Source organism: Pseudomonas rossensis (assembly GCF_039888995.1).
Lineage (GTDB): Bacteria > Pseudomonadota > Gammaproteobacteria > Pseudomonadales > Pseudomonadaceae > Aquipseudomonas > Aquipseudomonas rossensis.
In genome coordinates, this window is the sequence record NZ_JBBWCB010000007.1 from 1 (window position 1) to 22,703 (window position 22,703).

The 22,703-nt window shown below is 57.2% G+C and carries 20 protein-coding genes and 3 pseudogenes; 16 read left to right on the plus strand and 7 right to left on the minus strand.

Annotated features, from left to right (window positions below):
• Positions 1-147 (minus strand): annotated as a pseudogene (locus WLY71_RS03750) (chorismate--pyruvate lyase); the annotation flags it as partial.
• Between the two features lie 200 nt (positions 148-347).
• Between WLY71_RS03750 and WLY71_RS03755 the strand changes: the two are divergent.
• From WLY71_RS03755 to WLY71_RS03765, 3 genes are all read left to right on the plus strand, one after another.
• Positions 348-515 carry a rubredoxin gene (locus tag WLY71_RS03755; protein WP_347802562.1) on the plus strand — a complete coding sequence of 56 codons (168 nt, stop codon included), beginning with the start codon at positions 348-350 and terminating at the stop codon, positions 513-515.
• A gap of 20 nt (positions 516-535) precedes the next feature.
• A complete protein-coding gene (locus WLY71_RS03760) occupies positions 536-1,684 on the plus strand; it encodes an NAD(P)/FAD-dependent oxidoreductase (protein ID WP_347802563.1) in 1,149 nt (382 codons plus the stop codon).
• Between the two features lie 194 nt (positions 1,685-1,878).
• The gene (locus tag WLY71_RS03765) at positions 1,879-2,154 is read left to right on the plus strand and encodes an HU family DNA-binding protein (RefSeq protein WP_003213368.1); all 276 of its coding nucleotides are present in this window, start codon (positions 1,879-1,881) and stop codon (positions 2,152-2,154) included.
• Between the two features lie 253 nt (positions 2,155-2,407).
• Here the strand turns inward: WLY71_RS03765 and WLY71_RS31250 are convergent.
• The 6 genes and pseudogenes from WLY71_RS31250 to tssI all read right to left on the minus strand — a co-directional run.
• Positions 2,408-2,509: pseudogene (locus WLY71_RS31250) on the minus strand (DUF6124 family protein); the annotation flags it as partial.
• A 37-nt stretch (positions 2,510-2,546) separates the two neighbouring features.
• Entirely contained in the window at positions 2,547-2,912 is a 366-nt protein-coding gene (locus tag WLY71_RS03770; RefSeq protein WP_347802564.1) for a DUF2388 domain-containing protein, read from the minus strand.
• A gap of 283 nt (positions 2,913-3,195) precedes the next feature.
• On the minus strand, positions 3,196-3,591 hold the full coding sequence (locus WLY71_RS03775) for a DUF6124 family protein (RefSeq protein WP_347802565.1): 396 nt from the start codon (positions 3,589-3,591) through the stop codon (positions 3,196-3,198).
• A 418-nt stretch (positions 3,592-4,009) separates the two neighbouring features.
• Positions 4,010-5,116 carry a hypothetical protein gene (locus tag WLY71_RS03780; protein WP_347802566.1) on the minus strand — a complete coding sequence of 369 codons (1,107 nt, stop codon included), beginning with the start codon at positions 5,114-5,116 and terminating at the stop codon, positions 4,010-4,012.
• 14 nt (positions 5,117-5,130) lie between these two features.
• Positions 5,131-5,817 (minus strand): DUF2931 family protein, encoded by a 687-nt coding sequence (locus WLY71_RS03785; protein ID WP_347802567.1) that lies wholly within the window; start codon positions 5,815-5,817, stop codon positions 5,131-5,133.
• Positions 5,810-9,238 (minus strand): annotated as a pseudogene (tssI, locus tag WLY71_RS03790) (type VI secretion system tip protein TssI/VgrG). The gene WLY71_RS03785 and the pseudogene tssI overlap by 8 nt, the downstream one beginning before the upstream one ends.
• Positions 9,239-9,912: 674 nt before the next feature.
• Between tssI and tssA the strand changes: the two are divergent.
• The 13 genes from tssA (at position 9,913) to tssH (ending at position 22,697) form a co-directional block, all read left to right on the plus strand.
• Complete coding sequence (gene tssA / locus WLY71_RS03795) at positions 9,913-11,469, plus strand: type VI secretion system protein TssA (protein ID WP_347802568.1); 1,557 nt, start codon at positions 9,913-9,915, stop codon at positions 11,467-11,469.
• Positions 11,470-11,501: 32 nt separating this feature from the next.
• Complete coding sequence (gene tssB, locus WLY71_RS03800; RefSeq protein WP_046045012.1) at positions 11,502-12,005, plus strand: type VI secretion system contractile sheath small subunit; 504 nt, start codon at positions 11,502-11,504, stop codon at positions 12,003-12,005.
• A gap of 28 nt (positions 12,006-12,033) precedes the next feature.
• On the plus strand, positions 12,034-13,509 hold the full coding sequence (gene tssC / locus WLY71_RS03805; protein ID WP_095126885.1) for a type VI secretion system contractile sheath large subunit: 1,476 nt from the start codon (positions 12,034-12,036) through the stop codon (positions 13,507-13,509).
• Positions 13,510-13,522: 13 nt separating this feature from the next.
• Positions 13,523-13,930, plus strand: coding sequence for a type VI secretion system baseplate subunit TssE (gene tssE / locus WLY71_RS03810; RefSeq protein ID WP_008150080.1), 408 nt, complete (start codon positions 13,523-13,525; stop codon positions 13,928-13,930).
• A 10-nt stretch (positions 13,931-13,940) separates the two neighbouring features.
• A complete protein-coding gene (locus WLY71_RS03815; RefSeq protein WP_347802569.1) occupies positions 13,941-14,444 on the plus strand; it encodes a PAAR domain-containing protein in 504 nt (167 codons plus the stop codon).
• Positions 14,445-14,450: 6 nt separating this feature from the next.
• On the plus strand, positions 14,451-15,302 hold the full coding sequence (locus WLY71_RS03820; protein ID WP_347802570.1) for a hypothetical protein: 852 nt from the start codon (positions 14,451-14,453) through the stop codon (positions 15,300-15,302).
• Positions 15,290-15,670 (plus strand): hypothetical protein, encoded by a 381-nt coding sequence (locus WLY71_RS03825; RefSeq protein ID WP_347802571.1) that lies wholly within the window; start codon positions 15,290-15,292, stop codon positions 15,668-15,670. Before WLY71_RS03820 ends, WLY71_RS03825 begins: the two co-directional genes overlap by 13 nt.
• A 190-nt stretch (positions 15,671-15,860) precedes the next feature.
• A complete protein-coding gene (locus WLY71_RS03830; protein WP_347802572.1) occupies positions 15,861-16,340 on the plus strand; it encodes a hypothetical protein in 480 nt (159 codons plus the stop codon).
• Complete coding sequence (locus WLY71_RS03835) at positions 16,337-16,720, plus strand: hypothetical protein (RefSeq protein WP_347802573.1); 384 nt, start codon at positions 16,337-16,339, stop codon at positions 16,718-16,720. The genes WLY71_RS03830 and WLY71_RS03835 overlap by 4 nt, the downstream gene beginning before the upstream one ends.
• Before the next feature lie 70 nt (positions 16,721-16,790).
• Positions 16,791-17,246, plus strand: coding sequence for a hypothetical protein (locus WLY71_RS03840; protein ID WP_347802574.1), 456 nt, complete (start codon positions 16,791-16,793; stop codon positions 17,244-17,246).
• 24 nt (positions 17,247-17,270) lie between these two features.
• Entirely contained in the window at positions 17,271-19,058 is a 1,788-nt protein-coding gene (gene tssF, locus WLY71_RS03845) for a type VI secretion system baseplate subunit TssF (protein WP_347802575.1), read from the plus strand.
• On the plus strand, positions 19,022-20,029 hold the full coding sequence (tssG, locus tag WLY71_RS03850; protein ID WP_033059313.1) for a type VI secretion system baseplate subunit TssG: 1,008 nt from the start codon (positions 19,022-19,024) through the stop codon (positions 20,027-20,029). The genes tssF and tssG overlap by 37 nt, the downstream gene beginning before the upstream one ends.
• A gap of 13 nt (positions 20,030-20,042) precedes the next feature.
• On the plus strand, positions 20,043-22,697 hold the full coding sequence (gene tssH / locus WLY71_RS03855; RefSeq protein WP_347802576.1) for a type VI secretion system ATPase TssH: 2,655 nt from the start codon (positions 20,043-20,045) through the stop codon (positions 22,695-22,697).
• The last annotated feature ends 6 nt before the right edge of the window (positions 22,698-22,703 follow it).

Sequence of the window (22,703 nt, forward strand, 5' to 3'; positions counted from 1 at the left end):
GAAGCCGTCATTCGACAAACGGATCAGCCGTCGGGTCAGAGAGCCTTCGTCGAACAGCAAGTCGAGCGTAGACGTGTCGGGGAGGGGCGTCAGTTGGCCTCGAGGGAGCCAAAGCGGGGTCGCGGCGGGGGATTTTGAGTGCGGCACAGTGAGTCATTATTGGCAGCAAATGAGGCAGCGAGCTTACCATGTCAGCCTGCGATTTTGATTGATCCGGCCGGCCATTGCGTCGAACAGGCTTGCATCTGCCGGGCCCGATCAGTACAAAACGCGCTGAGCCGGACGGCAGCGCTCCAACCATCGACCGTTCGCGCCGGCAAAAGCCTGAATCTTGAGGATGTACGTGAATGAAAAAGTGGCAATGTGTGGTCTGCGGCCTGATTTATAACGAAGCCGACGGGTGGCCGGATGACGGCATTGCGGCCGGCACCCTGTGGCAAGACGTGCCGGAAGACTGGCTGTGCCCGGACTGCGGCGTAGGCAAGATGGATTTCGAAATGATCGAAATCAACTAAGACTTTTAGAGGAGTAAGGAATGAACGCACCTGTCGTGATCGTCGGTACCGGGCTGGCTGGCTACAACCTGGCCCGGGAGTTTCGCAAACTCGATGGCGAAACCCCGCTGCTGCTGATTACTGCAGATGACGGACGCTCCTACTCCAAGCCGATGCTCTCCACCGGCTTCGGCAAAAACAAAGACGCCGACGGCCTGAGCATGGCCGAACCCGGCACCATGGCCGAGCAGTTGAAGGCCGAAGTGCGTACACACACGCGCATCAGCGGCATCGACCCTGGTCACAAGCGCTTGTGGATCGGTGAGGAAGCGGTGTTTTACCGTGACCTGATCCTCGCCTGGGGCGCGGAAACCGTGCGAGTGCCGATCGAAGGCGATGCGGCTGACGCAGTCTTCCCGATCAACGATCTGGAAGACTACGCGCGCTTTCGCGCCGCGGCGGCCGGCAAACGTCGGGTGTTGCTGCTCGGCGCCGGCCTGATTGGTTGCGAGTTCGCCAACGACCTGATCCTTGGCGGCTACGAGGTGCAACTGGTTGCACCGTGCGAGCAGGTTATGCCGACCTTGCTGCACCCGGCGGCAGCCGCTGCGGTCCAGGCCGGGCTGGAAAGCCTGGGCGCACGCTTCCACTTGGGGCCGGTGCTCAATCGCTTGCAGCGAGTTGTTGATGGACTGGAGGCGCATCTGTCCGACGGCCAGGTGATTCCTTGCGATGTGGTGGTGTCGGCCATTGGCCTGCGTCCGCGCATCGACCTGGCGGCTGCGGCCGGTGTGCAGGTCAATCGCGGCGTGGTGGTCGATCGTCAGCTGAAAACCTCCCACGCCAATATCTATGCCTTGGGCGACTGCGCCGAAGTCGATGGGCTGAATCTGTTGTACGTCATGCCCCTCATGAGCTGTGCGAGAGCGCTGGCCCAAACCCTCGCCGGAAACCCGACGGCGGTGAGTTATGGCCCGATGCCCATCACCGTTAAAACGCCGGTCTGCCCCTTGGTGGTTTCACCGCCACCACGGGGTTCGGAGGGCGTCTGGACAGTCGAAGGACAGGGCGCGGACATCAAGGTATTGTGCCGCGATGCCAGCGGCAAACTGCTGGGTTATGCCCTGACAGGCGCGGCGGTGATGGAAAAACTGGCCCTGAACAAAGAGCTTCCGGCACTGCTGGCGTAAATACCGGTCGTTCTGTCGGAATCACCCCTCTTTTGCCCTTACAAAGGTCGCGCCGAGACTGGCGCGGCTCTTCCGTGCGTGCCATCCTCACTCCCGTCTGCCGCAGAGTAGAGCACCTGCGGCGCTTTGGGCGCTGTTCCAACGAGAACAGCACGGACATAACAACAAAAAACCGTCAAAGGGGCTTCACTAACATGCGTAAACCAGAACTCGCCGCAGCAATTGCTGAAAAAGCAGACCTCACCAAAGAGCAGGCCAACCGCGTTCTCAACGCCGTTCTCGAAGAAATCACCGGCGCTCTGCACCGCAAGGACAGCGTTACGCTGGTGGGCTTCGGTACCTTCCTGCAACGCCACCGCGGTGCCCGCACCGGCAAAAACCCGCAAACCGGTGAGCCCGTCAAAATCAAGGCCAGCAACACTGTTGCGTTCAAGCCAGGCAAGTCGTTGAAAGACAGCGTTAATCCGTAACACGCACCGACTTCCCGCGTAGCGGGTGAGCGGGATAAAAAATGGGCACGCCAACGAGGTTGGGTGCCCATTTTTTTATGGGGCGAGGGTAACGCCAATCAGTTAAGCCAAGACGCGATCCGTGTAGCAGGTGGCGAAGCCTGCGTTCGGCTGCGAAGCAGTCGTAAAATCAGACAATGCGGTGTATCAGACCCGCCGAGCACTCAGCGTTTACGACTTCTACGCAGCCGAACGCAGGCTGCTACAGGGTCGCATCGTCGGCGATGGCGCTGATGGACAGTAGATCTCCCGAGGCGTTGGCGAGCAGTGCTTCAGTGTTAATGCCTGGGCAGACGCTGAAGAGTTGGCCGTTGCGTTAAGTGATTCCTTTCAATTGCCAGAAACTCGGTTGTTCATCCATAGGTAGCTAATACCATGTGGGCAAACTCTTTCTTGCTTGGCTGAAGATCAGCGTGCTGCTCCAAATGCGCGCGCCATGCAGATTCAAGCATGGGGCCATCAAGATCGCCGTCGGTAGCGATATAAGCGGCGGCATCGTCTTTCACTGCCTGAATGTAGAGTTTGGAAAAGCCTTTTTTGATGTCGTTCGTTGTCGTAATAAACGGTCCGACCGTTGTGATGAGCAACCCGTGTCCAGTGAATGACGAGGGGGTATAAGTAGGCTCAGCCCGAACAGAGTCGCTACCTAGGAGTGTGATCATGGCCCCCCATACGCTCCCGAAGGCCACAGTCCATTTTTTATTGCGTCGAGTAGTCATGATCTGGTTGAACTCCCTGTCTGTGGTCGCCCTAAGCGTCAGCGCGCTGCCATAAGCGACGTGCCGCACCGACTCAACATTGAGAGTGCTTGTGCAAACTACCGAAGCAGATAGGCACTTCAAGCCCAAGGAGACCAAACCGGACGCGTCCTACAGGTGTTCCGGAAACAGAGAAGGTAAATGTTTTGGTTTTTGTGCTCCCAGCCGCGTGCTGGGCACCTTGACGAGAAAACCCCCGATGGCGAGGAACACACCCATCGGGGTTGCTTTACGACTTGGTGAATTAGCTGACTTTGCTTTGTTGCTTGGCAAAAATCGCCGCCATCTCGGGCTCATCCAGATAATCCAGCGTTCGCTCCACCAACAAATGCACGCCGTCAGCCATGCGGCTGAGCGCCAAGGCTACGGAGCGGCGGGAACCGTCCACATCGTCGGCGAGGTTCGCGGCGATGGCGCTGATGGACAGCAAATCTTCCGAGGCATTGGCGAGAAGGGTTTCAGGGTTGATACCCGGGCAGACGCTGAAGAGCTGGCCGTTGCGTTTTGGTGGTGTGGGGTCGGCTGGCGGGAAGTGATGGTCGAGGGCGCGCTCGGCGGCTTCGTTGAGTTTGTTTGAATCGGGGCTTTCGTAGGGGGAGATTGGGTCGGTGTCCGGCGGGTTTGGTGTGACCTTGAACATGATCTTCAATTCCTTGAATGATGCTGACAACACTTCGCCGACTAAACGAAGGGGTGGCAGCTGTACGCAGGTTAGTCGGACCGGGGAATTGAAGAAGCCGGCGCACCCGAAGGTGCCCTACGCACAGCCACCATCAAATGCAGGTAGGAAATACCTGTCTGACAGAAGCTTGTGCAACTTCAATTACCAGCGAGCGACTAAACCCGATCACTGATGAGCAGTGACAGGAACCAAGTTACCGACCGCCCCCAAGGCGCACAAGCCGGCGGATTCTGGCGTAGCCGTAGGCAACAGCGCAAGGTGTTGTAGCTTGCAGGACGTAACCTTGAGGCGTTTTAAACGGTCGTTGTCGAGCGATGTTTAAGCCGTGGAGAAGCAACACCTGAGCTTCCTGAAAATCCTCACCAGACCGAGCATGTTAACGACGGCGAAAGCATGCTTTGCCGTTGCCAAAATCTACCGCGAGGCAGTCAGGCTCGATGGCGAGTCGCAGGTCCTGAAACAGAAGAGACAACTCACCATTGGCGGGTACGGCGTAATCCTTCCAATCCACACGCATCCATCTCATATCAGGCAGGGTAGGAATCCACTCGATTTCGTCCTTTGAGCCTTGAGTGTGCAGGCCGATCTTCTCCAAGGTCCTCGTGGGAGAGTAGGGCAGGGATAATCTCTCTTGCTTCGAATCCGCCCAGACCTGTTGCTTGGTAGAGCCGTCGTCAAATCTCCAGTACACATCGACAGGCGTTATGGCGGGCGTGCTGATTGGATCGAAGGGATAAACCGTGATGAGGTAATTCTTCAGAATTCGACCTTGTTCATCATCGTTCAGATCACGTTGAATTTCGGCCAGTCCCTTTTCTTTACGCGGGGTGAACGCGATAGGCTGGCTTTTCTCTTTTTTCCAGCCGATACCGAACCAGCGGCTATCCGGCGAAACGTCAATCCATTGAGTCGGGCCGGAATCACGGGAGGTCCCAAAGCCTATTTTTGTCAGCGTTCTTTGTGGGTCGTAAGGCAGCCAGAGGTCCGTTGTTTCATTTGACTCCAATAACTGCTGGCTCCCGGGGCCTGCGGAAAACTCAAAATAAAGGTACACAGGATCGATGGCCGGAGGTTTTGGGTGCTGGTCGTATTGCATCTGCAAAATGTAGTGAGTCTGTGCGTAGTTAGCCGTGTCGTTATCGATCTCGTCGTAATTGCCGTGCTGGATTCGATAACTCTCCTCCAATTCAGCCAGGTTCCTTGTTCTGGGCATTTCGAAAGCCAGTTTTTTAGCTGCATGAGGGTCAGCTTCACTTGTTAGCGTCAGCGTATTGCTCTCGATACTCCACGTTCCCTTCGCAGCACCGTTGGCACTCCCGTACGCAGCAGCTGCTGCAAAAGATCCGTCCTTTTGAAGAACCAGCCTAGCGGCCATTTCCATGGCCCCGTACAAATAATAATCCCCCTCTATTGGGCGGGACTCTGCGGCGTTTGCAAAAGGCAGCCACACAAGCGCTGCGAAAAATATTGTTCTTAAATCCATTTGATTCTCTCTCCTTACCAGCTTTCGAACGGGATGCCGAATTTGTCGATGTAGGCTTTTGATTCTTCTGAAAGCGGGCGGTGTTTCCCGTTGGATGTGCCCCCGTAGGGGCCTTTGGGATGGATCGTGCCTTGGACTCGGGTGACTTCGGTCGATTTAAGACAAGGCCCTCCCAACCACACCTTGGCGATTCCTCCTGGCGCCAGGCCGATAGTCAAAAACTTTCGGTAATCGGTTTTCCATTTGCCTACCGCACCGCAATAAGCTGTTTCACCCTTGAGCATGGTGTCCCGCGCAGATTCAGGGATCTCGATGTAGGCCCAGTAGGTCTGCGGTTCTGCCATGGACTGCCAACGTACATAGACCAAACGAGGCAGGTCAGCCCCGGTGACATACCGGCCTTTTCCTCCAGGATCTTCTCGCCATCCAGCTGGTTTGCCTCTGAACTCGGACGGTACGCCTTTGCTCATTGCGCGTGGATACCCCATAGCCGGTATACCGCTGCCCGCGCGAAGGAACGCGCGCTCATTGATATCAACGACACTGGCCGTTTCGATCCAGACTTCCATATAGTCAGGCGAAAAAAAATCAAGGCTCCACGCGTCATAAGGTAGTGATCTGTTCTCGAAAGAGGCACATCCTCCCAACAACACAAAAAACAGTGCAAAGCCGGACTTAAGCAAGGGTGAGCACCTATGCATTGGGATGCACCACGCGCTTATAGTTTTCGGCAGGTCGATCAATAAACACGACGTTCAGATCGCTATTGTTCCAGCCTTTGGCAGCATTCCAGTTCGCAGACAGATGGATATAGCGGCGGTAGAGCAGCTCCTCTTCGTCGAGGCTCAGGCTCGTGCGGCGAGTGTCACCTAACGCATAAGCCATCAGTTTTTTGGCAATCGGTTTCAGCTCTGTCGGTAATGCGTACGTTTGATCCTCTTCGTCAATAACCTTGAACGGGACGTCGTGCCTGGCCCCCAACTCGCGCATGATTCGCAGGTAAACCAACGCCAGATCGTTGCGGACAGTCCGCTCGCTGTGGACCGCGGCATAAGCATTTTTCGATTTGGATCTGTCGCCTTTTGCGTTGCCAGTCATCTCCACCGCCCAGGTTTTCACCTCCAGTGTTACCCCATACAGATTGAGTTGATCCTGAAGGCGACCTAGCTCTTGCTCAGCCCAACGATAGGCGGTTGACGCTGTGGAAGGCACGTGAAGTTCCATATCGCGGCTGCAGCGCGGCTTGCTAAGCAGAACTCGTTCAATGAAATTTGGTATATAACCTCCACCCAAGTCGGAGTGGACGCCGGGTAGCTTGATATCAGCAGCGCCGGCGCTATTGAGTGAGAAGTTATGGCGACGCTCATCCCGCGCCACCAAATGCACGACCTTTTTTGCCACATCGGGCGCCAGATACAAGTTAACACCGGGGTTGTTGGCGTCGTGGACGCTAAAGTCACCGTCAGCCATGCTGCCTATTGCGGCAGCGGTGTCGAAAATGCCGATAAAGTTGATGGAGGCATCGGTGTTGGTGCGCCAGGAAAAGTCCTCGGTAAACAACGTCGCATTGCCTGGTAGCAGCGCTGCCAATGGACTCTTCTCTCCTTTCTGGACTTCATTGGCAAAATGCCGCGCAGCTGCGGCACCGCGACTGAAACCGAAGATATCGAACTCGACACGTTCAACCTTTCGATCAGGATTAGATCGCTTGAACCGCTCAACCCTTTCGAGAATACGCGCTGGACTCTGCGCAACCCGTGCTAATACACCGTGTGACCTACGCCGGTTGCCAATGAAAAAGGTGAATCTTCTTCACCACTGCTGGTGCCAATTCCATCCAGATAAATTGGGATGTACCCAATGGTTTCTTCAATAGCCAATAACCGCTTACTGTCATCGCCATACAAGTCATGCAGCTTCGCCACATTACTCGTGTCATTCCCATAACTGCTGTCCGGCGTGTTCCCCTGAACGTCATACCCATGTGCCTGACAAAACTGTCGAATATCCTCAGCCTCCTCCAGCAGATTCACATCCCGCGCATAACACCCGGTAACCATTTCACTGTTGGATCGGTTATTCCCGGTGCCATCAAAAAACACGCCAATCCGCAAAGTAATCCCTTCCTCTTCGACTTCTTCCTCCTCTTCCTCCAGCTCATCCACTTCACTCTCTTCCGACGGCGGTGGCTCAGGCGCGACGGACACCAACAAGCCCGCCGCAGCCCCCTGCAGTAATGTATGTGCAGCCGTACCCGGCGCTGGAGAACCGCCGACCTCAATCGCGCTACTACTGAAAATACCGTCGGAGTTGAGCACGATGTGTTGATCGCCGACCTTTATGGAAAGGCTCTCACCCGCATCTATCACAAGGTGCGCGCCTGCCTTGATGTGCATGTGCTGACCGGCTTCGATAACCAGCGTTTTCTCAGATTTTATGTGGCTGTCGCCAGAGACATGCAGGTAGTCGTTGCCGCTTACCCGGATTTTTCGATCCGACGTGATAGTGAGGTGCTCTTCAGATCCCAGCACCGTAATACGGTCGCCCTTGATGGTGACTCGACTCTCATTGCCCACTTCCAGCCGGCTGTCGTTTCCAACCTCCTGCTCCATATCCCGCTGAGCACGCAGGTGGATCAACTCATCGCCAGCGCGATCTTTCATCGACAGTTCGTTGTAGCCACCCGTAGTGGGGGAGCTGTGGGTTCGAAGTACGGTTTTGGTTTTATTTTCAGGCAATGAGTAGGGCGGTGGCGTGACCTTGTTGATCAGGCAACCGGTTATCAATGGATTATCGGGATTGCCCTCGATGTAGGTAACGAGGACTTCCATCCCGATACGCGGAATGATCACCGTGCAAAAGTTATCGCCCGCCCAGCTGGACGCTACCCGCAGCCAGCAACTGCTGTTTTCGTTGTTGCGTTTAGACCGGTCCCAGAAAAATTTGACTTTCACGCGCCCGTATTCGTCGCAGTAAATCTCTTCACCGACAGGCCCGGTGACGCGGGCGGTCTGGCAATTCAGCAGGAGCCTTGGTGCCGGCATCGGTGGCCGATAAAACACACCCCAGGGAATTGCACTGAAGCTGTTGCGGTAGCCCTGAACAAAGCCTTCCTCAGGTTCGGTCGCACTGGTGGCGAACTTCCTGGAGCACTTGAGGCTGCTTCCCGGAGTGGGTCACGCTTAGCAGCAGCCATAGATCGTTGTGCGTTTCGTGTGGGCATTTCGTCAGGTCGAAAAAGTGGCCGCTGCGCAGCGTGGGCTGGTCGCTTTTGCCTTCCGCCAACTGATAATCGACTCGGTGCCGTTCCAGTGCCTGCCGGGCAAGTTCTTTGCCGCGCTTTTCGCTCTCTAATGGCAGCGGGTAACTATAGTCTTCGAGCTTGGGGTCGAACTCAGCAGTAAAGCGACTTTCCAGCAACGCGTTCGGACGTTTCAGGTCGTAGTCACGGCGGGTCACCACGCTGGGGCGGGTTTTGAAACCCATGGAAAACTGGCTGACGACCGGATGCTCTGCCACCATGCCGGAGTCTTGCTGATACGGCGTTTCGCCCAGTTTGGGGAAGTATGTCTGGTCATCGGTAAACACCAGCACATGGCCTTCCAGGGAATGCTGGTGATGCCACGTAATGCCTTCCTCGGCGCAGAGCCGCTGGACGAACTCCAAATCATTTTCCCGGTATTGAGTGCAGTATTCGCGCGCGGGACCTGTTTTGACGTGGAAGGTAAAGGCATCGGCCTGAATGCCGTGCCCCTTGAGGACCTGATCGATGATTTGCGGCACCGTCTGACCCTGGAAAATTCTCTGATCCTGGCTGAACTGCAAATAATGCAGTGCCGGCACCAGGTTCACGCGATAGCGGGTCAGGCGTTTACCAGCATCACCTGCGGACACACCTTCGATGTGTCCGTGAATACCTTCGCCGTCCAGGCCGAATTGCAGAAATGCAGGTTGGTGAAGCAGTGTCTCCAGATCGATATCCGGGTACTCGCTGACCAGATCGACGCTGATTGAGTACAACGCGCTGATGGTTTCAGTGCCTTTAAAGGCCAGCACTTTAAAGTCGTTGCGCACCGTCGGGATTACGAGGGTGAATTGAGGGGCATTAGCAGATGCGAACATGCGCTTATCCTTTTGCTTCTTTAGCTCGTCCTTAAGCTGAGAGAGAAAAATCGCGATGCCCGAGTCGTGCTTGGCCCGAGCAGGTCGCCAAAATGCCGTGCACGCTAACAAGGCATCCAAAGTATTGATGTAGGAGGGGTCTTGAAGCCCGGTATGAAATTTCCGCGATACCGAAAGTTCCATCTTGGAACTTTGTTTGAAACATAAAAATGCCATCACAATGATGGCACTTTTCTTATTGGCTGTTGTCGCTCGTCGTTAAACTCATGGATATCGGTAACATTTCGGAATGATCCTACATTCATCATTTTGTATTTTTGGCATGATTCGCGTCCGCCTCAGGGAGCGAATCGACAATGAATACGGCATTTATTAAGGTGGAGGGGCTGATGGCTCTATCTCAGTGGTTTCAGGCCATTAGGTCGAGCGATGAATTGTTATACGGATATCAGGGATCCCCCTGCTACATATAGGGACATCTCCTACGAGATAAAAACACACTTCGTCTTGTTGTTTAATCAGATGCTTGCTAGTGGCCATCATTGTGATTACGATGCGCGCACTTGAAAGAGCACGAACTCAATTGGATGAGACTCATCGCAGCTCTTTGATTCTGTCTCGCGTCGTTGGAATTCCAATAGACGTATGACTGCAATCCTAATTAAAGGCCATGGATGTCCTACTCAAGCAAACTTTCCGCTCATTACCTTGAACTCGCAAAAGCCTTTGTTTCCAAAGAGAATTTCGCGGGCGAGGACGTTCGCTTTTCGAGCGAATATGAGGCACTGGAAAGCGAGCTGGGCAAAGCCCAATCCATGCACGAAAGCGGTCAGATCGACTGGCTGAAAATCCGCGAAAACAGTGAAAACCTGCTGCGCACCCAGTCCAAGGATTTGCGGGTTGGCGCCTGGCTGACCTGGGCGCTGTACCAGCGCGAATCCTTTCAAGGGCTGCTGGCCGGCCTCGGTTTGCTGCACTACCTGTGCGAAAGCCACTGGGCCGAAGTCCACCCGAACAAGGCCCGCACCCGCTCCGCTGCCATCAGTTGGTTGGTGCCGCGTCTTGAGCAGGTGCTGACCGAAAACGTCGCGATCAAAGAGCAGTTGCCGATGTTCCGGCGGTTGGTCGAACACCTTGAAGGTCTCGATGCCGCTTGCACCGAGCACTTGGGCGACGATGCGCCGTTGCTGCTGCCGATCTCCCGCCGCTTGAAAAACATGGTTCAGCGCGCCGCCGACAATCAGCCGGAACCTGGCGTCGTCGGCGCGGCGGTGGCTCAGGTCAAACAAGCCGCCACGCAACTGTTCACCCCCGGCGCACCGATCGATAACGAGAAAGAAGCCCATAAAGCCCTGCGCGCTCAGCAGGAAAGCGCCCGTCCGTTGTGCGCCTGGTGGCTCAAGCAGAAAGCCACCGACCTGCGCGCCTTGCGCCTCAATCGCACACTGTTGTGGTTGCCCATCGACGCGGTGCCCGAGCGCAACGCCGAGCAGATCACCGTGCTGCGCGGTTTGCCAGCCGACAAGCTCAAGGCCTATCAGGACCGTTACGACCAGGCCAAATACGCTGACCTGCTGGTGGAACTGGAGGCGAGCCTGGCGAAGGCGCCGTTCTGGTTCGATGGCCAGCGAATGGTTTGGGAGTGCCTCCAGGGGCTCAACGCCGAGATGGCTATGCGCGAAGTGGAAATCCACTTCGCGCTTTTGATTCAACGCCTGCCCGGCATTATCGAATTGCGCTTCCATGACGGCGCCCCGTTTGCCGATCCGGCCACGCGCGCCTGGGTCAGCGCCCACGTCATGCCGCACCTGCAAAGCGCCAGTGCGCCGCGCAAGGTCGAAGTCGCCGACAGCCAGCCGGCCTGGGAAGTGGCCCTGGAAGAAGTCTTGCCGATCCTGCGCAAGGACGGCCTCAAGGCCGCCGTGCAGATCCTCAAGCAAGGCCTGCAAAGCGCCCACGGCGGACGCGTCCGATTCTTCTGGCAGTTCGCCCTCGCGCGGCTGTGCTTCATGGCCAAGAAATACGAACTGGCCAAGACCCAACTCGAAACTCTGGACCAAACATTACAGGACTCAGGCCTGAACGCCTGGGAGCCCGATCTTGCGCTGGAAGTGCTGCATTTACTGCATAGCTGCTGCGAGTTGTTACCGCAGAACCATGCCGTACGTGAACGCAAGGAAGAGATTTATCGCAGGCTGTGCCACCTCGATCTCGAAGTGGTACTCGAATAGGCCCCAGGGCCACAACCGCAAGGAGAATAGCCATGGCCAAAGAAGGCTCGGTAGCCCCCAAGGAACGCATCAACGTCACTTTCAAACCTGCCACCGGTGGTGCTCAGGAAGAGATTGAACTGCCGTTGAAACTACTGGCAATCGGTGACTACACCCACCGCAAGGACGAACGTAAAGTCGAAGATCGCAAGCCGATCAGCATCGACAAGATGACCTTCGACGAAGTGCTGGCCAAGCAAGAGCTGCAGCTGACGTTGAGCGTACCGAACCGTCTTCAGGAAGAAGGCGACACTGAAGAACTGGCCGTGAAACTGCGCGTCAACTCGATGAAGGACTTCAACCCGGCCAGCTTGGTCGAGCAAGTGCCTGAGCTGAAAAAACTGATGGAACTGCGCGACGCGCTGGTGGCCCTCAAAGGCCCGCTGGGTAACGCGCCTGCGTTCCGCAAAGCCATCGAAGGCGTGCTCGCCGACGACGAATCCCGCGGTCGCGTACTGGGTGAGCTGGGCTTGAACGCCGCAGCCCAGGACGCCTGAGTCTCCATCAGCCAAGGAAGCCAACACAATGAGCACTAGCGCAGCACAGCAAAAGAGCAAAGAGAACGGCGAATACAGCATTCTCGACAGCATCATCGCCGAAACCCGCCTGACGCCGGACGACGAAGCCTACGACATCGCCAAGCGCGGTGTATCGGCCTTCATCGAAGAGTTGCTCAAGCCGCAGAACAACGGTGAGCCGGTCAAGAAGGCCATGGTTGACCGCATGATCGCCGAGATCGATGCCAAGCTCAGCCGCCAGATGGACGAGATCCTGCACCACCCGGCGTTCCAGTCCCTGGAATCGTCGTGGCGTGGTCTGCAGTTGCTGGTCGACCGCACCAACTTCCGCGAAAACATCAAGATCGAAATCCTCAACGTCTCCAAAGAAGACCTGCTGGACGATTTCGAAGATTCGCCGGAAGTGATGCAGGCTGGCCTGTACAAACACATCTACACCGCTGAATACGGTCAGTTCGGTGGTCAGCCGGTTGGCGCGATCATCGCCAACTACTTCATGTCCCCAAGCTCGCCGGACGTGAAACTGATGCAGTACGTGTCCAGCGTTGCCTGCATGTCCCACGCGCCGTTCATCGCCGCGGCCGGCCCGAAATTCTTCGGTCTGGAAAGCTTCACCGGTCTGCCGGACCTGAAGGATCTGAAGGATCACTTCGAAGGCCCGCAATTCGCCAAATGGCAGAGCTTCCGCCAGTCGGAAGACTCCCGTTACGTTGGCCTGACCGTGCCGCGTTTCCTGCTGCGTAACCCGTACGACCCGGAAGAAAACCCGGTCAAATCGTTCGTGTACAAAGAAACCGTCGCCAACAGCCACGAGCACTACCTGTGGGGCAACACTGCCTACGCGTTCGGTACCAAGCTGACCGACAGTTTCGCCAAATTCCGCTGGTGCCCGAACATCATCGGCCCGCAGAGCGGTGGCGCGGTTGAAGACCTGCCGTTGCACCACTTCGAAAGCATGGGCGAAATCGAAACCAAGATTCCTACCGAGGTTCTGGTTAGCGACCGTCGTGAATACGAACTGGCCGAGGAAGGCTTCATCTCCCTGACCATGCGTAAAGGCTCCGACAACGCGGCGTTCTTCTCCGCAAGCTCGGTGCAGAAGCCGAAGTTCTTCGGCATCAGCGCAGAAGGCAAGGCAGCAGAGCTGAACTACAAGCTCGGCACCCAACTGCCGTACATGATGATCGTCAACCGCCTGGCTCACTACTTGAAAGTGCTGCAGCGCGAGCAACTCGGTTCGTGGAAAGAACGCACCGACCTCGAGCTGGAACTGAACAAGTGGATCCGCCAGTACGTGGCCGACCAGGAAAACCCAAGCGCCGAAGTACGTGGCCGTCGTCCACTGCGCGCTGCCCAGATCATCGTCAGCGATGTTGAAGGCGAGCCTGGCTGGTACCGTGTCAGCCTGAACGTGCGCCCGCACTTCAAGTACATGGGTGCCGATTTCACCCTGTCGCTGGTTGGCAAGCTGGACAAAGAGTAAACGGAGCTAACTCATGACTGGATACGGCAGCCTTTTCGAACGCCTGGGTGGCGACGCGGACAAACGCGTCGGCTGGAGCCGCGAGGTCTCCGCCATGGCGTCCGTGGCTGCCCATCTGGCCAAGATGCTCAGCACCCGTGCGGGCAGCGTGCAAACGCTGTCCGATTACGGGCTACCCGATCTCAATGACATGCGTCTGAGCCTGCACGACTCCCTGAGTCAGGCCCGTTTGGCCATCGAAAATTTCATCGAAGCCTACGAGCCACGCCTGAGCAATGTGCGTGTCATTTCCCTGCCGCGTGACCACGATCAGCTTCGCCTGTCCTTCAGCATCGAAGGCTTGCTGGAAGTTGATGGTTTCAAGCGTCAGGTCAGTTTCGCCGCGCGCCTGGATGGCAGCGGTCAGGTCAAGGTCAACTAAGGAGACTCCGATGTCCGGCAAACCCGCAGCCCGCGTCACCGACCCCACCGCTTGCCCGCTCCCCGGCCACGGCACCAACCCGATTGTCGCCGGTTCCGGCGACGTGTTCTTCGACGGCCTCGCGGCCGCCCGCCAAGGCGATGCCTCGGCGTGTGGTGGTGCGATGTCGGGCGGGTTGGCGACGACGGTTTTGATTAACGGGAAACCGGCTGCGACGGTGGATTCCGTTGGGACTCATGGCAACAAGGTTACGGCCGGTTCCGGGACGGTGATTATCGGGAATTCGCATTCGGCGGTGCCGTTTGTGGCGCCGTTGCCTGTGATTATCCCCGGAATATTCAATCGTGTTTTTGCCTTTAAAACTGCCAGTGGGAAAATGGTCGAGGGACTGAATTATAAAATAGTTTCCGAAAGTGGAATCGAGAAGTTTGGTACCGCGGTAGCTGGTACGTCTGCCTGTTTCTCTACGGGGCAGAAACCTGAGTCCGTCTCGATTTTTGTAACTTCGGAGTAATATATCTTGGAAACGATTGTTGAAATTGGCGGCGTGCCTTATACCTTTGTTACCGAAGACGGTGCTACCGCATTAAGGCTTGATGATAAGACGACCGCCAGCAACGATACGGATCTGGGGACTTTGAATCTACCTGAAGTTTGGTTGGTGACTCGTTCTAATGGCGTACCTCTATTCGCTGTAAAACCAGATATCTGTGATAAGCCTTTTCGAATCCTAAGCGCTGAAAAGCTATACGCTGAGAAGATTCAATGGTTTGAACCATTGGCCGGCTTCTATCGCGAACGCTTATGGGTAAACCCCGAAAGTAATGTAGAAGGGTCGGAAGTGTATGGAGCTTATCGGCAGCATACATGGCAATCGATTATTGATTTTGCAGTCGTGGACAGGCCATCGCTTGTTTACTATAGAAATCTTCCCGGAGATTGGAAAAAACAACCTGAAGGTGGTGCCAAGTATCTTCTTTGTCTCGTTGAAGGGGATCCTTACTGGACAGATGGACTGGGGCAAATTCCATTCGCAGTGGATACCTTCCGAAAGTGTTGGGAAGAAACCCACGAGGTTGATTCCGCGGTCAGGAAGACTGGCCAAACCGGCCTAGACTGGGCAGACGGAACGCTCGGCGGCAGCGACGATGGCAGTAAGAATGTCTACGACAACTTCATAATCATCAGGGCCTGTTTGTGGGCTTCTGAGAACTTTGAGCTGGTGCTCGAGAAAAGAGCCATGAGTGGTCAAAGATTTGGGATCGGCGGTGCGACAGTCGCAAGCACTGTGTTCAAACCCGCCTCTAATGTACGGCTCAAGACGTCGGTTGACGCAGGCCTGTTGGCAAAATACAAAACATGGGAAGCGTGATTTTGAAAGTTTTCGTTGGTGCCGTTATTTATTTGCTCGTCGGCGTTTTGTATTTCTACGTGCATGATATTGGTGTTGTTTACTACAAATCGCATATGGGCTTCACAGACAGGGGTGCCGCAATAGGTGGTACCGCAGAGCTGACGTTTTACTTTTTTATTTTGGCCAATTTCATCGTTTTCTTTGTGCCTAAGGTTTTGTTGAAGTTACTTGTGATAGCAGTGATGCTGAGTGTTGTACTGTTTTATTTTTTGCCAGATAACCCGGTGCGAGCATTCGCCTATGGTGGTCTTACCACCAGTATGAGTCTGTTGGCGCTTGTGTTGCGCTTGATAATTGAGCGGTGGCGCTCTAAAAGTTTCGTTTAAACGGGCCGAAACATGACCGGAGTTGGAGTGGTGTTTATATCCATGGATAGGCAAGCCAGGAAGTTTTCAACGGGTGTGGCGCTTCAATCTGATGATTACACTCGTCAGCAATACGCCCTTCGCATACACGGCGGAATCTTGAGATGACTCGTCTCTTCCGTCCCTCTCCGTTCGCCTGGACTGTGTCGAAATGATCTGGCTACAGCGCTTCCTTATTGTAATGGGCGCGCTTGCCTGCGTGGCGCTTGTGGTGATCGTTTCGTACATGGACTTTTCTAAAGCTCAGCCTCGCTTGTTGAGCGAGTACCCGAACGCGAAATGGCGGGGTGGTGCTGACGGTGGCCAGTTCGTCGAAATCACCAAGTCTGAGCGGCCATATTATTTTGTTCAGATCCGAAACGATGATGGGTCATTGTGGGACGAGGGTTGGCTGAGATTTGGAGAAAAAAACAGTGAGCCATTCACTGTCGATAACGTGATGTTCTTTGCCGGTGAGGGCGTCATCTACCTTCAGCAACGCCAGATTCTGAGTGCCGATAGAGCCATGGCCGGGGTTGAGCATACGCTGGACTCCGCCTACAGCCCCGAAAACGCTTACCAAGTGTTCGCTAAAAGCAATCAGTGTGCGGGCTTCGAAAAGCGCGGCGTTCGCACGTGGTGTACACCATGACGCCATGGATGCGCGTATGGAAATGGCTCAATCACCTGCTGAGCCTGATCGGCGCACTTGCGACCATCGTGGTCGTGACGTTCTGGGTCGTGTCGAGTTGGGGCAACGCGAAGCCGGTTTTGCCCGAGCATCCCGATGCAGTGTGGCGCGGTGCACAGGATGGTGGCTACTTCATCGAAATCACTCGATCCACCCCCCCGGACTATTTCGTCCAGGTGCGCGCCGAGGGCGGCAGTCTGGTCACCGAAGGCTGGTCTCGCTTCAGCACCCCTGATGGCAAACCGCTGACGATGAATCGTGTAAGCGGTGCGGACAGCGAGTACCTCTTCATTGACTCATACGTGCCGATCACTGCGAATAAGGGAGGGCAGGCCCAGTGAAGTTTCGCTCTTTCCTGACAACGGTGTTACCAGTCGGCCGGGTCAAGTCTTCGACGGTGAAGGCTCGCCAATGACCGATGAAGCTGACGAGATGGGCATGCTTAGCCGCGCGCAACTGAGTTTCTTCATGGTTGCCTTGTGGTGGCCATTGCTGGCGGTGCTGGCGATTTCTTCCTATGGCCTGTGGATTGGCGAGTACTCCACGTTCGATTCATCCGAGACCCATTGGGTGTATCTGTTGTGGTGGGGCATCCCCGGGCTGTTGATGTTTTCGCTGTGGAGTTCTCGATCCGCCAAGAGCCGAAACGAGCAACAGGCGCTGCGGATGGTCTGGTGGGCGCCGTTGAAGTTCATTCCGTTCTACGCCGTGCCATGGATGCTTTATGGCTTGTTCAGTCTGGTCGCCGGGCCGCTCAGTGACTCTGACATGGCCTACGGCTGGATCCTGATCGTGCCGTACCTGCTGATCGCCGGCTACGTCTGTGCCGGGCTGACGGTTGCGCTCTACAGGACGTTTTTTTCATGAGATTCAATACCAGGCAGGTAACCCGTGTCGTTTAACCACTACTACCAAAGCGAACTCACCGCACTTCGCCAGTTAGGTCGTCGATTCGCCGAGCGTAGCCCGGCGTTGGCGCCTTTCCTGGGTCAGGCCGGGCGGGATCCGGACGTGGAGCGGTTGCTGGAAGGCTTTGCGTTTCTGACCGGCCGCTTGCGTCAGAAGCTCGACGACGAGTTGCCAGAGCTCAGCCATTCGCTGATGCACCTGCTGTGGCCCAACTACATGCGCCCGCTGCCGGCGTTCAGTATTTTGCAGTTCGATCCGTTGAAGCGATCGGGGCCTGCGTTGATGGTCGAGCGCGACACACCGGTTGAGAGTGTGCCGATCGATGACGTGCGTTGCCGTTTCCGTACCTGCTACCCGACCGAAGTTTTGCCGCTGGATCTGGCCGCGCTGAATTACTCGGTGAAAGGCGACGGTTCGCTGTTGAGCCTGCGCCTGGAGATGAGCGCTGACGGTCACCTCGGTGAACTGGAACTGAGCCGTCTGCGTCTGCACTTCGCCGGTGAGCGCTACATCAGCCAGATGCTTTACCTGAGCCTGTTGCGCAACCTGGAAGGCATCGAGCTGATCCCGCTGGACGGCGCCGGCAAGCCCATCAACGGCGTCAACGGCACGCCAATGGCATTCAAGATGCCCGGCGACCGCGTGCAGCCGGTGGGTTTTGCCGAAGAAGAGGCGTTGATCCCGTATCCGCTGAACACCTTCCGTGGCTACCGCTACTTGCAGGAATATTTCGCCTTCCAGGACAAATTCCTGTTCGTCGATGTCAACGGTCTGGACCTGCTCAAAGCCCTGCCGGAAGACACGCTGAAGCAGATGCGCGGCCTCGAGTTGCGCTTCGATATTCGCAAGAGCGGCATCATGCGGATGCGTCCGACGCTGGACAACGTGAAGCTCTACTGCACGCCCATCGTCAACCTGTTCAAGCACGATGCGTTGCCGATCCGCCTCGATGGAAAACAGGACGAATACCTGCTGCTGCCCGCCGAATACGACCTGGAAAACTGCGGTGTGTTTTCGGTGGAAACCGTCACCGGCTGGAAGCCCGGCGGCCTCGGTTATCAGGAGTACGTGCCGTTCGAATCGTTCGAGCACGATCCAAGTTTCGACGTGCCCAACAGCCGTCCGCACTACAGCATCCGCCAGCGTTCGTCCTCGTTGCACGACGGTCTCGACACTTACCTGAGCTTCGGCATTCGCCACACCGAAGCCCATGAAACCCTGTCGATCGAGCTGATGTGCACCAACCAGAACCTGCCGCGCAAGCTCAAGCTCGGCGACATCTGCATGGCCTGCGAAGAGACGCCGGAGTTTCTCAGTTTCCGCAACATTACCCCGGCTACGCCCAGTTATGCGCCGCCGCTGAACCGTGACTTCCTCTGGAAGCTGATCAGCAACATGTCGCTTAACTATCTGTCGCTGGCGGACGTCAATGCGTTGAAGGTAATTCTCGAAACCTACGACTTGCCGCGCTACTACGACCAACACGCTGAAAAAGTCAGCAAGCGCCTACTGGGTGGGCTCAAGTCGATCAAACACCAACACGTCGACCGCTTGCACCGAGGGTTGCCGGTACGCGGGTTGCGCACCGAGCTGACCATCGACCCGGAAGGGTATATCGGTGAGGGCGACCTGTTCGTTTTCGCTTCAGTTCTTAACGAGTTTTTCGCGCTTTACGCCAGTCTCAATTCGTACCACGAGCTGCGGGTAAAAAGCACACAGGGAGAGGTGTACCAATGGACACCACGTATGGGTCTGCAACCCCTGCTTTAAGCGGGCTGACTCGGGTAATACGCGAGTACTCGCTGTTTCAGGCCGTGCTGCTGGTGGTTGACCGGCTGCGCGAGGCGCACCCGTACCTGAGCGAAGACGATCTGTACGACCAGCTGGAATTCCAGGCCAACCCGAGCCTGGGTTTCCCCGGCAGTGACGTCGATCGCGTGGAGTTTTTCGAAGAGCACGGGCAGATGCGTGCGCGTCTGCGTTTCAACCTGATCGGCCTGGTCGGTTCCGGTTCGCCGCTGCCGGCGTTCTACGGCGAACAGGCCCTGGGCGATAGCGAAGACGGTAACCCGACCCGCAACTTCCTCGACCTTTTCCACCATCGCCTGCAACGCCTGATGTTGCCTATCTGGAAAAAATACCGCTACCGCGCAAGCTTCCAGAGCGGCGCCCTCGACCCGTTTTCTTCGCAGCTGTTTGCGTTGATCGGCCTCGGTGGCGAAGAGATCCGCCGAGCCCAGGAACTGAACTGGAAACGCCTGCTGCCGTACCTCGGCTTGCTCAGCTTGCGGGCGCACTCGGCGGCGCTGATCGAAGCGGTGCTGCGTTACTACTTCAAGCACGCCGAACTGACCATCGAGCAGTGCATCGAGCGCCGCGTCGAAATCCTCGACGAGCAGCGCAATCGCTTGGGCCGCGCCAACAGCCTGCTCGGCGAAGACCTGGTGCTGGGCGAACACGTGCGCGACCGCAGCGGCAAATTCCGCATCCATATCCGCGAACTCGACTGGCAACGCTTCCACGAATTCCTGCCGATCGGTTTCGGCTACCAGCCGCTCTGCGCGCTGGTGCGGTTCACGCTGCGTGACCCGCTCGATTACGACATTCGCCTGGTGTTGCGCCAGGAAGAAATCCGCGAACTGCGCATCGGTGAGCAAAACGCCTGTCGCCTGGGATGGACCAGTTGGCTCGGCCGCGAAAAAGCGGACGGCGTGGTGACCCTGGGCAGCAAAATTCATTAAGGACAGATGACCAATGATCAACGTAGACCTGCAACAACTTATCCAGGCGCTGGACGCCGAAACCCGTCGTGACCTGGAAAGTTCGGCCGAACGCTGCGTCGCCCGTGGCGGCAGCAAGATCCTCGTCGAAGACTTGCTGCTGGGCTTGCTGGAGCGCCCGCAAGGCTTGCTCGCACGCGCGCTGCAAGACGCCGAAGTGGATGCCGGTGAGCTGAGCGCCGCGTTGCAATCGCGGGTCGAGCACAGCGCTTCGCGCAACCCGGTGTTCGCCCCGGAACTGGTGCAGTGGCTGCAAGACGCGTTGCTGGTGGCCAACCTTGAATTGGGCCAAAGCCAGGTCGAGCAAGCCGCGTTGATCCTCGCGCTGTTGCGCAATCCGATGCGCTACGCCGGCAGCCGCTACCAGTCGTTGCTGGCCAAACTGAACATCGAGCGCCTGAAAGAATTCGCCCTGTCGCAGAAAGAACAACCGGCGACGGGCAAACCCGCTGTACCCGGCGAATCGCTGCTGCAGCGCTTCACCCACAACCTGACTCAACAGGCCCGCGACGGCAAACTCGACCCGGTGTTGTGCCGCGATGGCGCGATCCGTCAGATGGTCGACATCCTCGCCCGTCGCCGCAAGAACAACCCGATTGTGGTTGGTGAAGCCGGCGTCGGTAAAACCGCCATCGTCGAAGGCCTGGCCTCGCGCATCGCCGCCGGTGAAGTGCCGCAAGTCTTGAAAGGCGTCGAGTTGCTGTCGCTGGACATGGGCCTGTTGCAGGCCGGCGCCAGCGTCAAAGGTGAATTCGAGCGTCGCCTCAAAGGCGTGATCGATGAAGTCAAAGCCTCGCCGAAACCAATCATCCTGTTCATCGACGAAGCCCACACACTGATCGGCGCGGGTGGCAACGCCGGCGGTTCCGACGCGGCCAACCTGCTCAAGCCAGCCCTGGCCCGTGGCGAGTTGCGCACCATCGCCGCCACCACCTGGGCGGAGTACAAGAAGTACTTCGAAAAAGACCCGGCCCTGGCCCGTCGTTTCCAACCGGTGCAACTGCACGAACCGACCGTCAGCGAAGCGGTGACCATCCTACGTGGCCTGGCTCAGGTCTACGAGAAGAGCCACGGCATCTACCTGCGCGACGACGCAGTGGTTGCGGCGGCCGAGTTGTCTGCTCGCTATCTCGCGGGCCGTCAGCTGCCGGACAAAGCCGTCGACGTGCTCGACACCGCGTGCGCTCGCGTGCGCATCAGCCTCGCCGCTGCCCCGGAAAGCCTCGAACGCCTGCGTGGCGAACTGGCTGAAGGTGGTCGTCAGCGTCAGGCCCTGCGCCGTGATGCCGAGGCTGGTCTGCTGATCGATCACGAAGCGCTGGACGCTTTGGAAGATCGCCTGGCTGCCGCCGACGACGAAAGGGTTGCGCTGGAAACCCTCTGGACCGAGCAGAAAGAACTGGCCGAGCGCCTTCTGGATCTGCGTCAGCAATTGGCCAAGGCGCGCGAAGCTGCCGCAGTCGAGCCCACTGTCACGGTTGAAGAAGATGCCGAAGGCACCGTGATCGAAACTCTCGAAGCCCCTGTGGACGAAGCGCAAAGCGTCGCGTCCCTGGAAGCTGCGTTGAACGAAACCCACCGCGCCCTGACCGAGCTGCAAGTCAAAGAACGTCTGGTGAGCTTCGAAGTCTGCCCGCGTCTGGTCGCCGAAGTGATCAGCGCCTGGACCGGCGTGCCATTGGCGCAATTGGCCCGTGAGCACAACGCCAAGGTCGCGAGCTTCGCCACCGACTTGCGCACCCGCATCCGTGGTCAGGAACAAGCCGTTCACGCACTGGACCGCTCGATGCGCGCCACCGCTGCCGGCCTGAACAAACCCGATGCACCGGTCGGCGTGTTCCTGCTGGTCGGCCCGAGCGGCGTCGGCAAGACCGAAACCGCGCTGGCCCTGGCGGACTTGCTGTACGGCGGTGATCGTTTCATCACCACCATCAACATGTCCGAGTTCCAGGAGAAACACACCGTCTCGCGCCTGATCGGTGCGCCGCCGGGCTACGTCGGTTATGGCGAGGGCGGCATGCTCACCGAAGCCGTGCGGCAGAAGCCGTACTCGGTGGTTCTGCTCGATGAAGTCGAGAAAGCCGACCCGGACGTGCTGAATCTGTTCTACCAAATCTTCGACAAAGGCGTGGCCAACGACGGCGAAGGGCGCGAGATCGATTTCCGCAACACGCTGATCCTCATGACTTCAAACCTGGGCAGCGACCGTATCGCCGAGCTCTGTGAAAACGGCGCGCGGCCGTCGGCCGAAGTTCTTGAAGAAACCATCCGCCCGGTGCTGAGCAAACACTTCAAACCGGCGCTGCTGGCGCGCATGCGCGTAGTGCCTTACTACCCGGTCGGCGGCCCGGTGCTGCGCGAGCTGATCGAAATCAAACTCGGTCGTTTGGGCGAGCGCCTGAACCGTCGTCAGTTGGATTTCACTTACTCGCAAGACCTCGTCGATCACTTGGCCGAACGCTGCACCCAGAGCGACAGTGGCGCGCGCCTGATCGACCATTTGCTCGACCTGCACGTGCTGCCGCTGGTGGCCGACCGCCTGCTCGATGCGATGGCCACGGGCGAAAGCCTCAAGCGTGTCCACGCGACGCTCGACGGCAACGCCAGCGTGACGTGCGAGTTCGCCTGAGGTGGG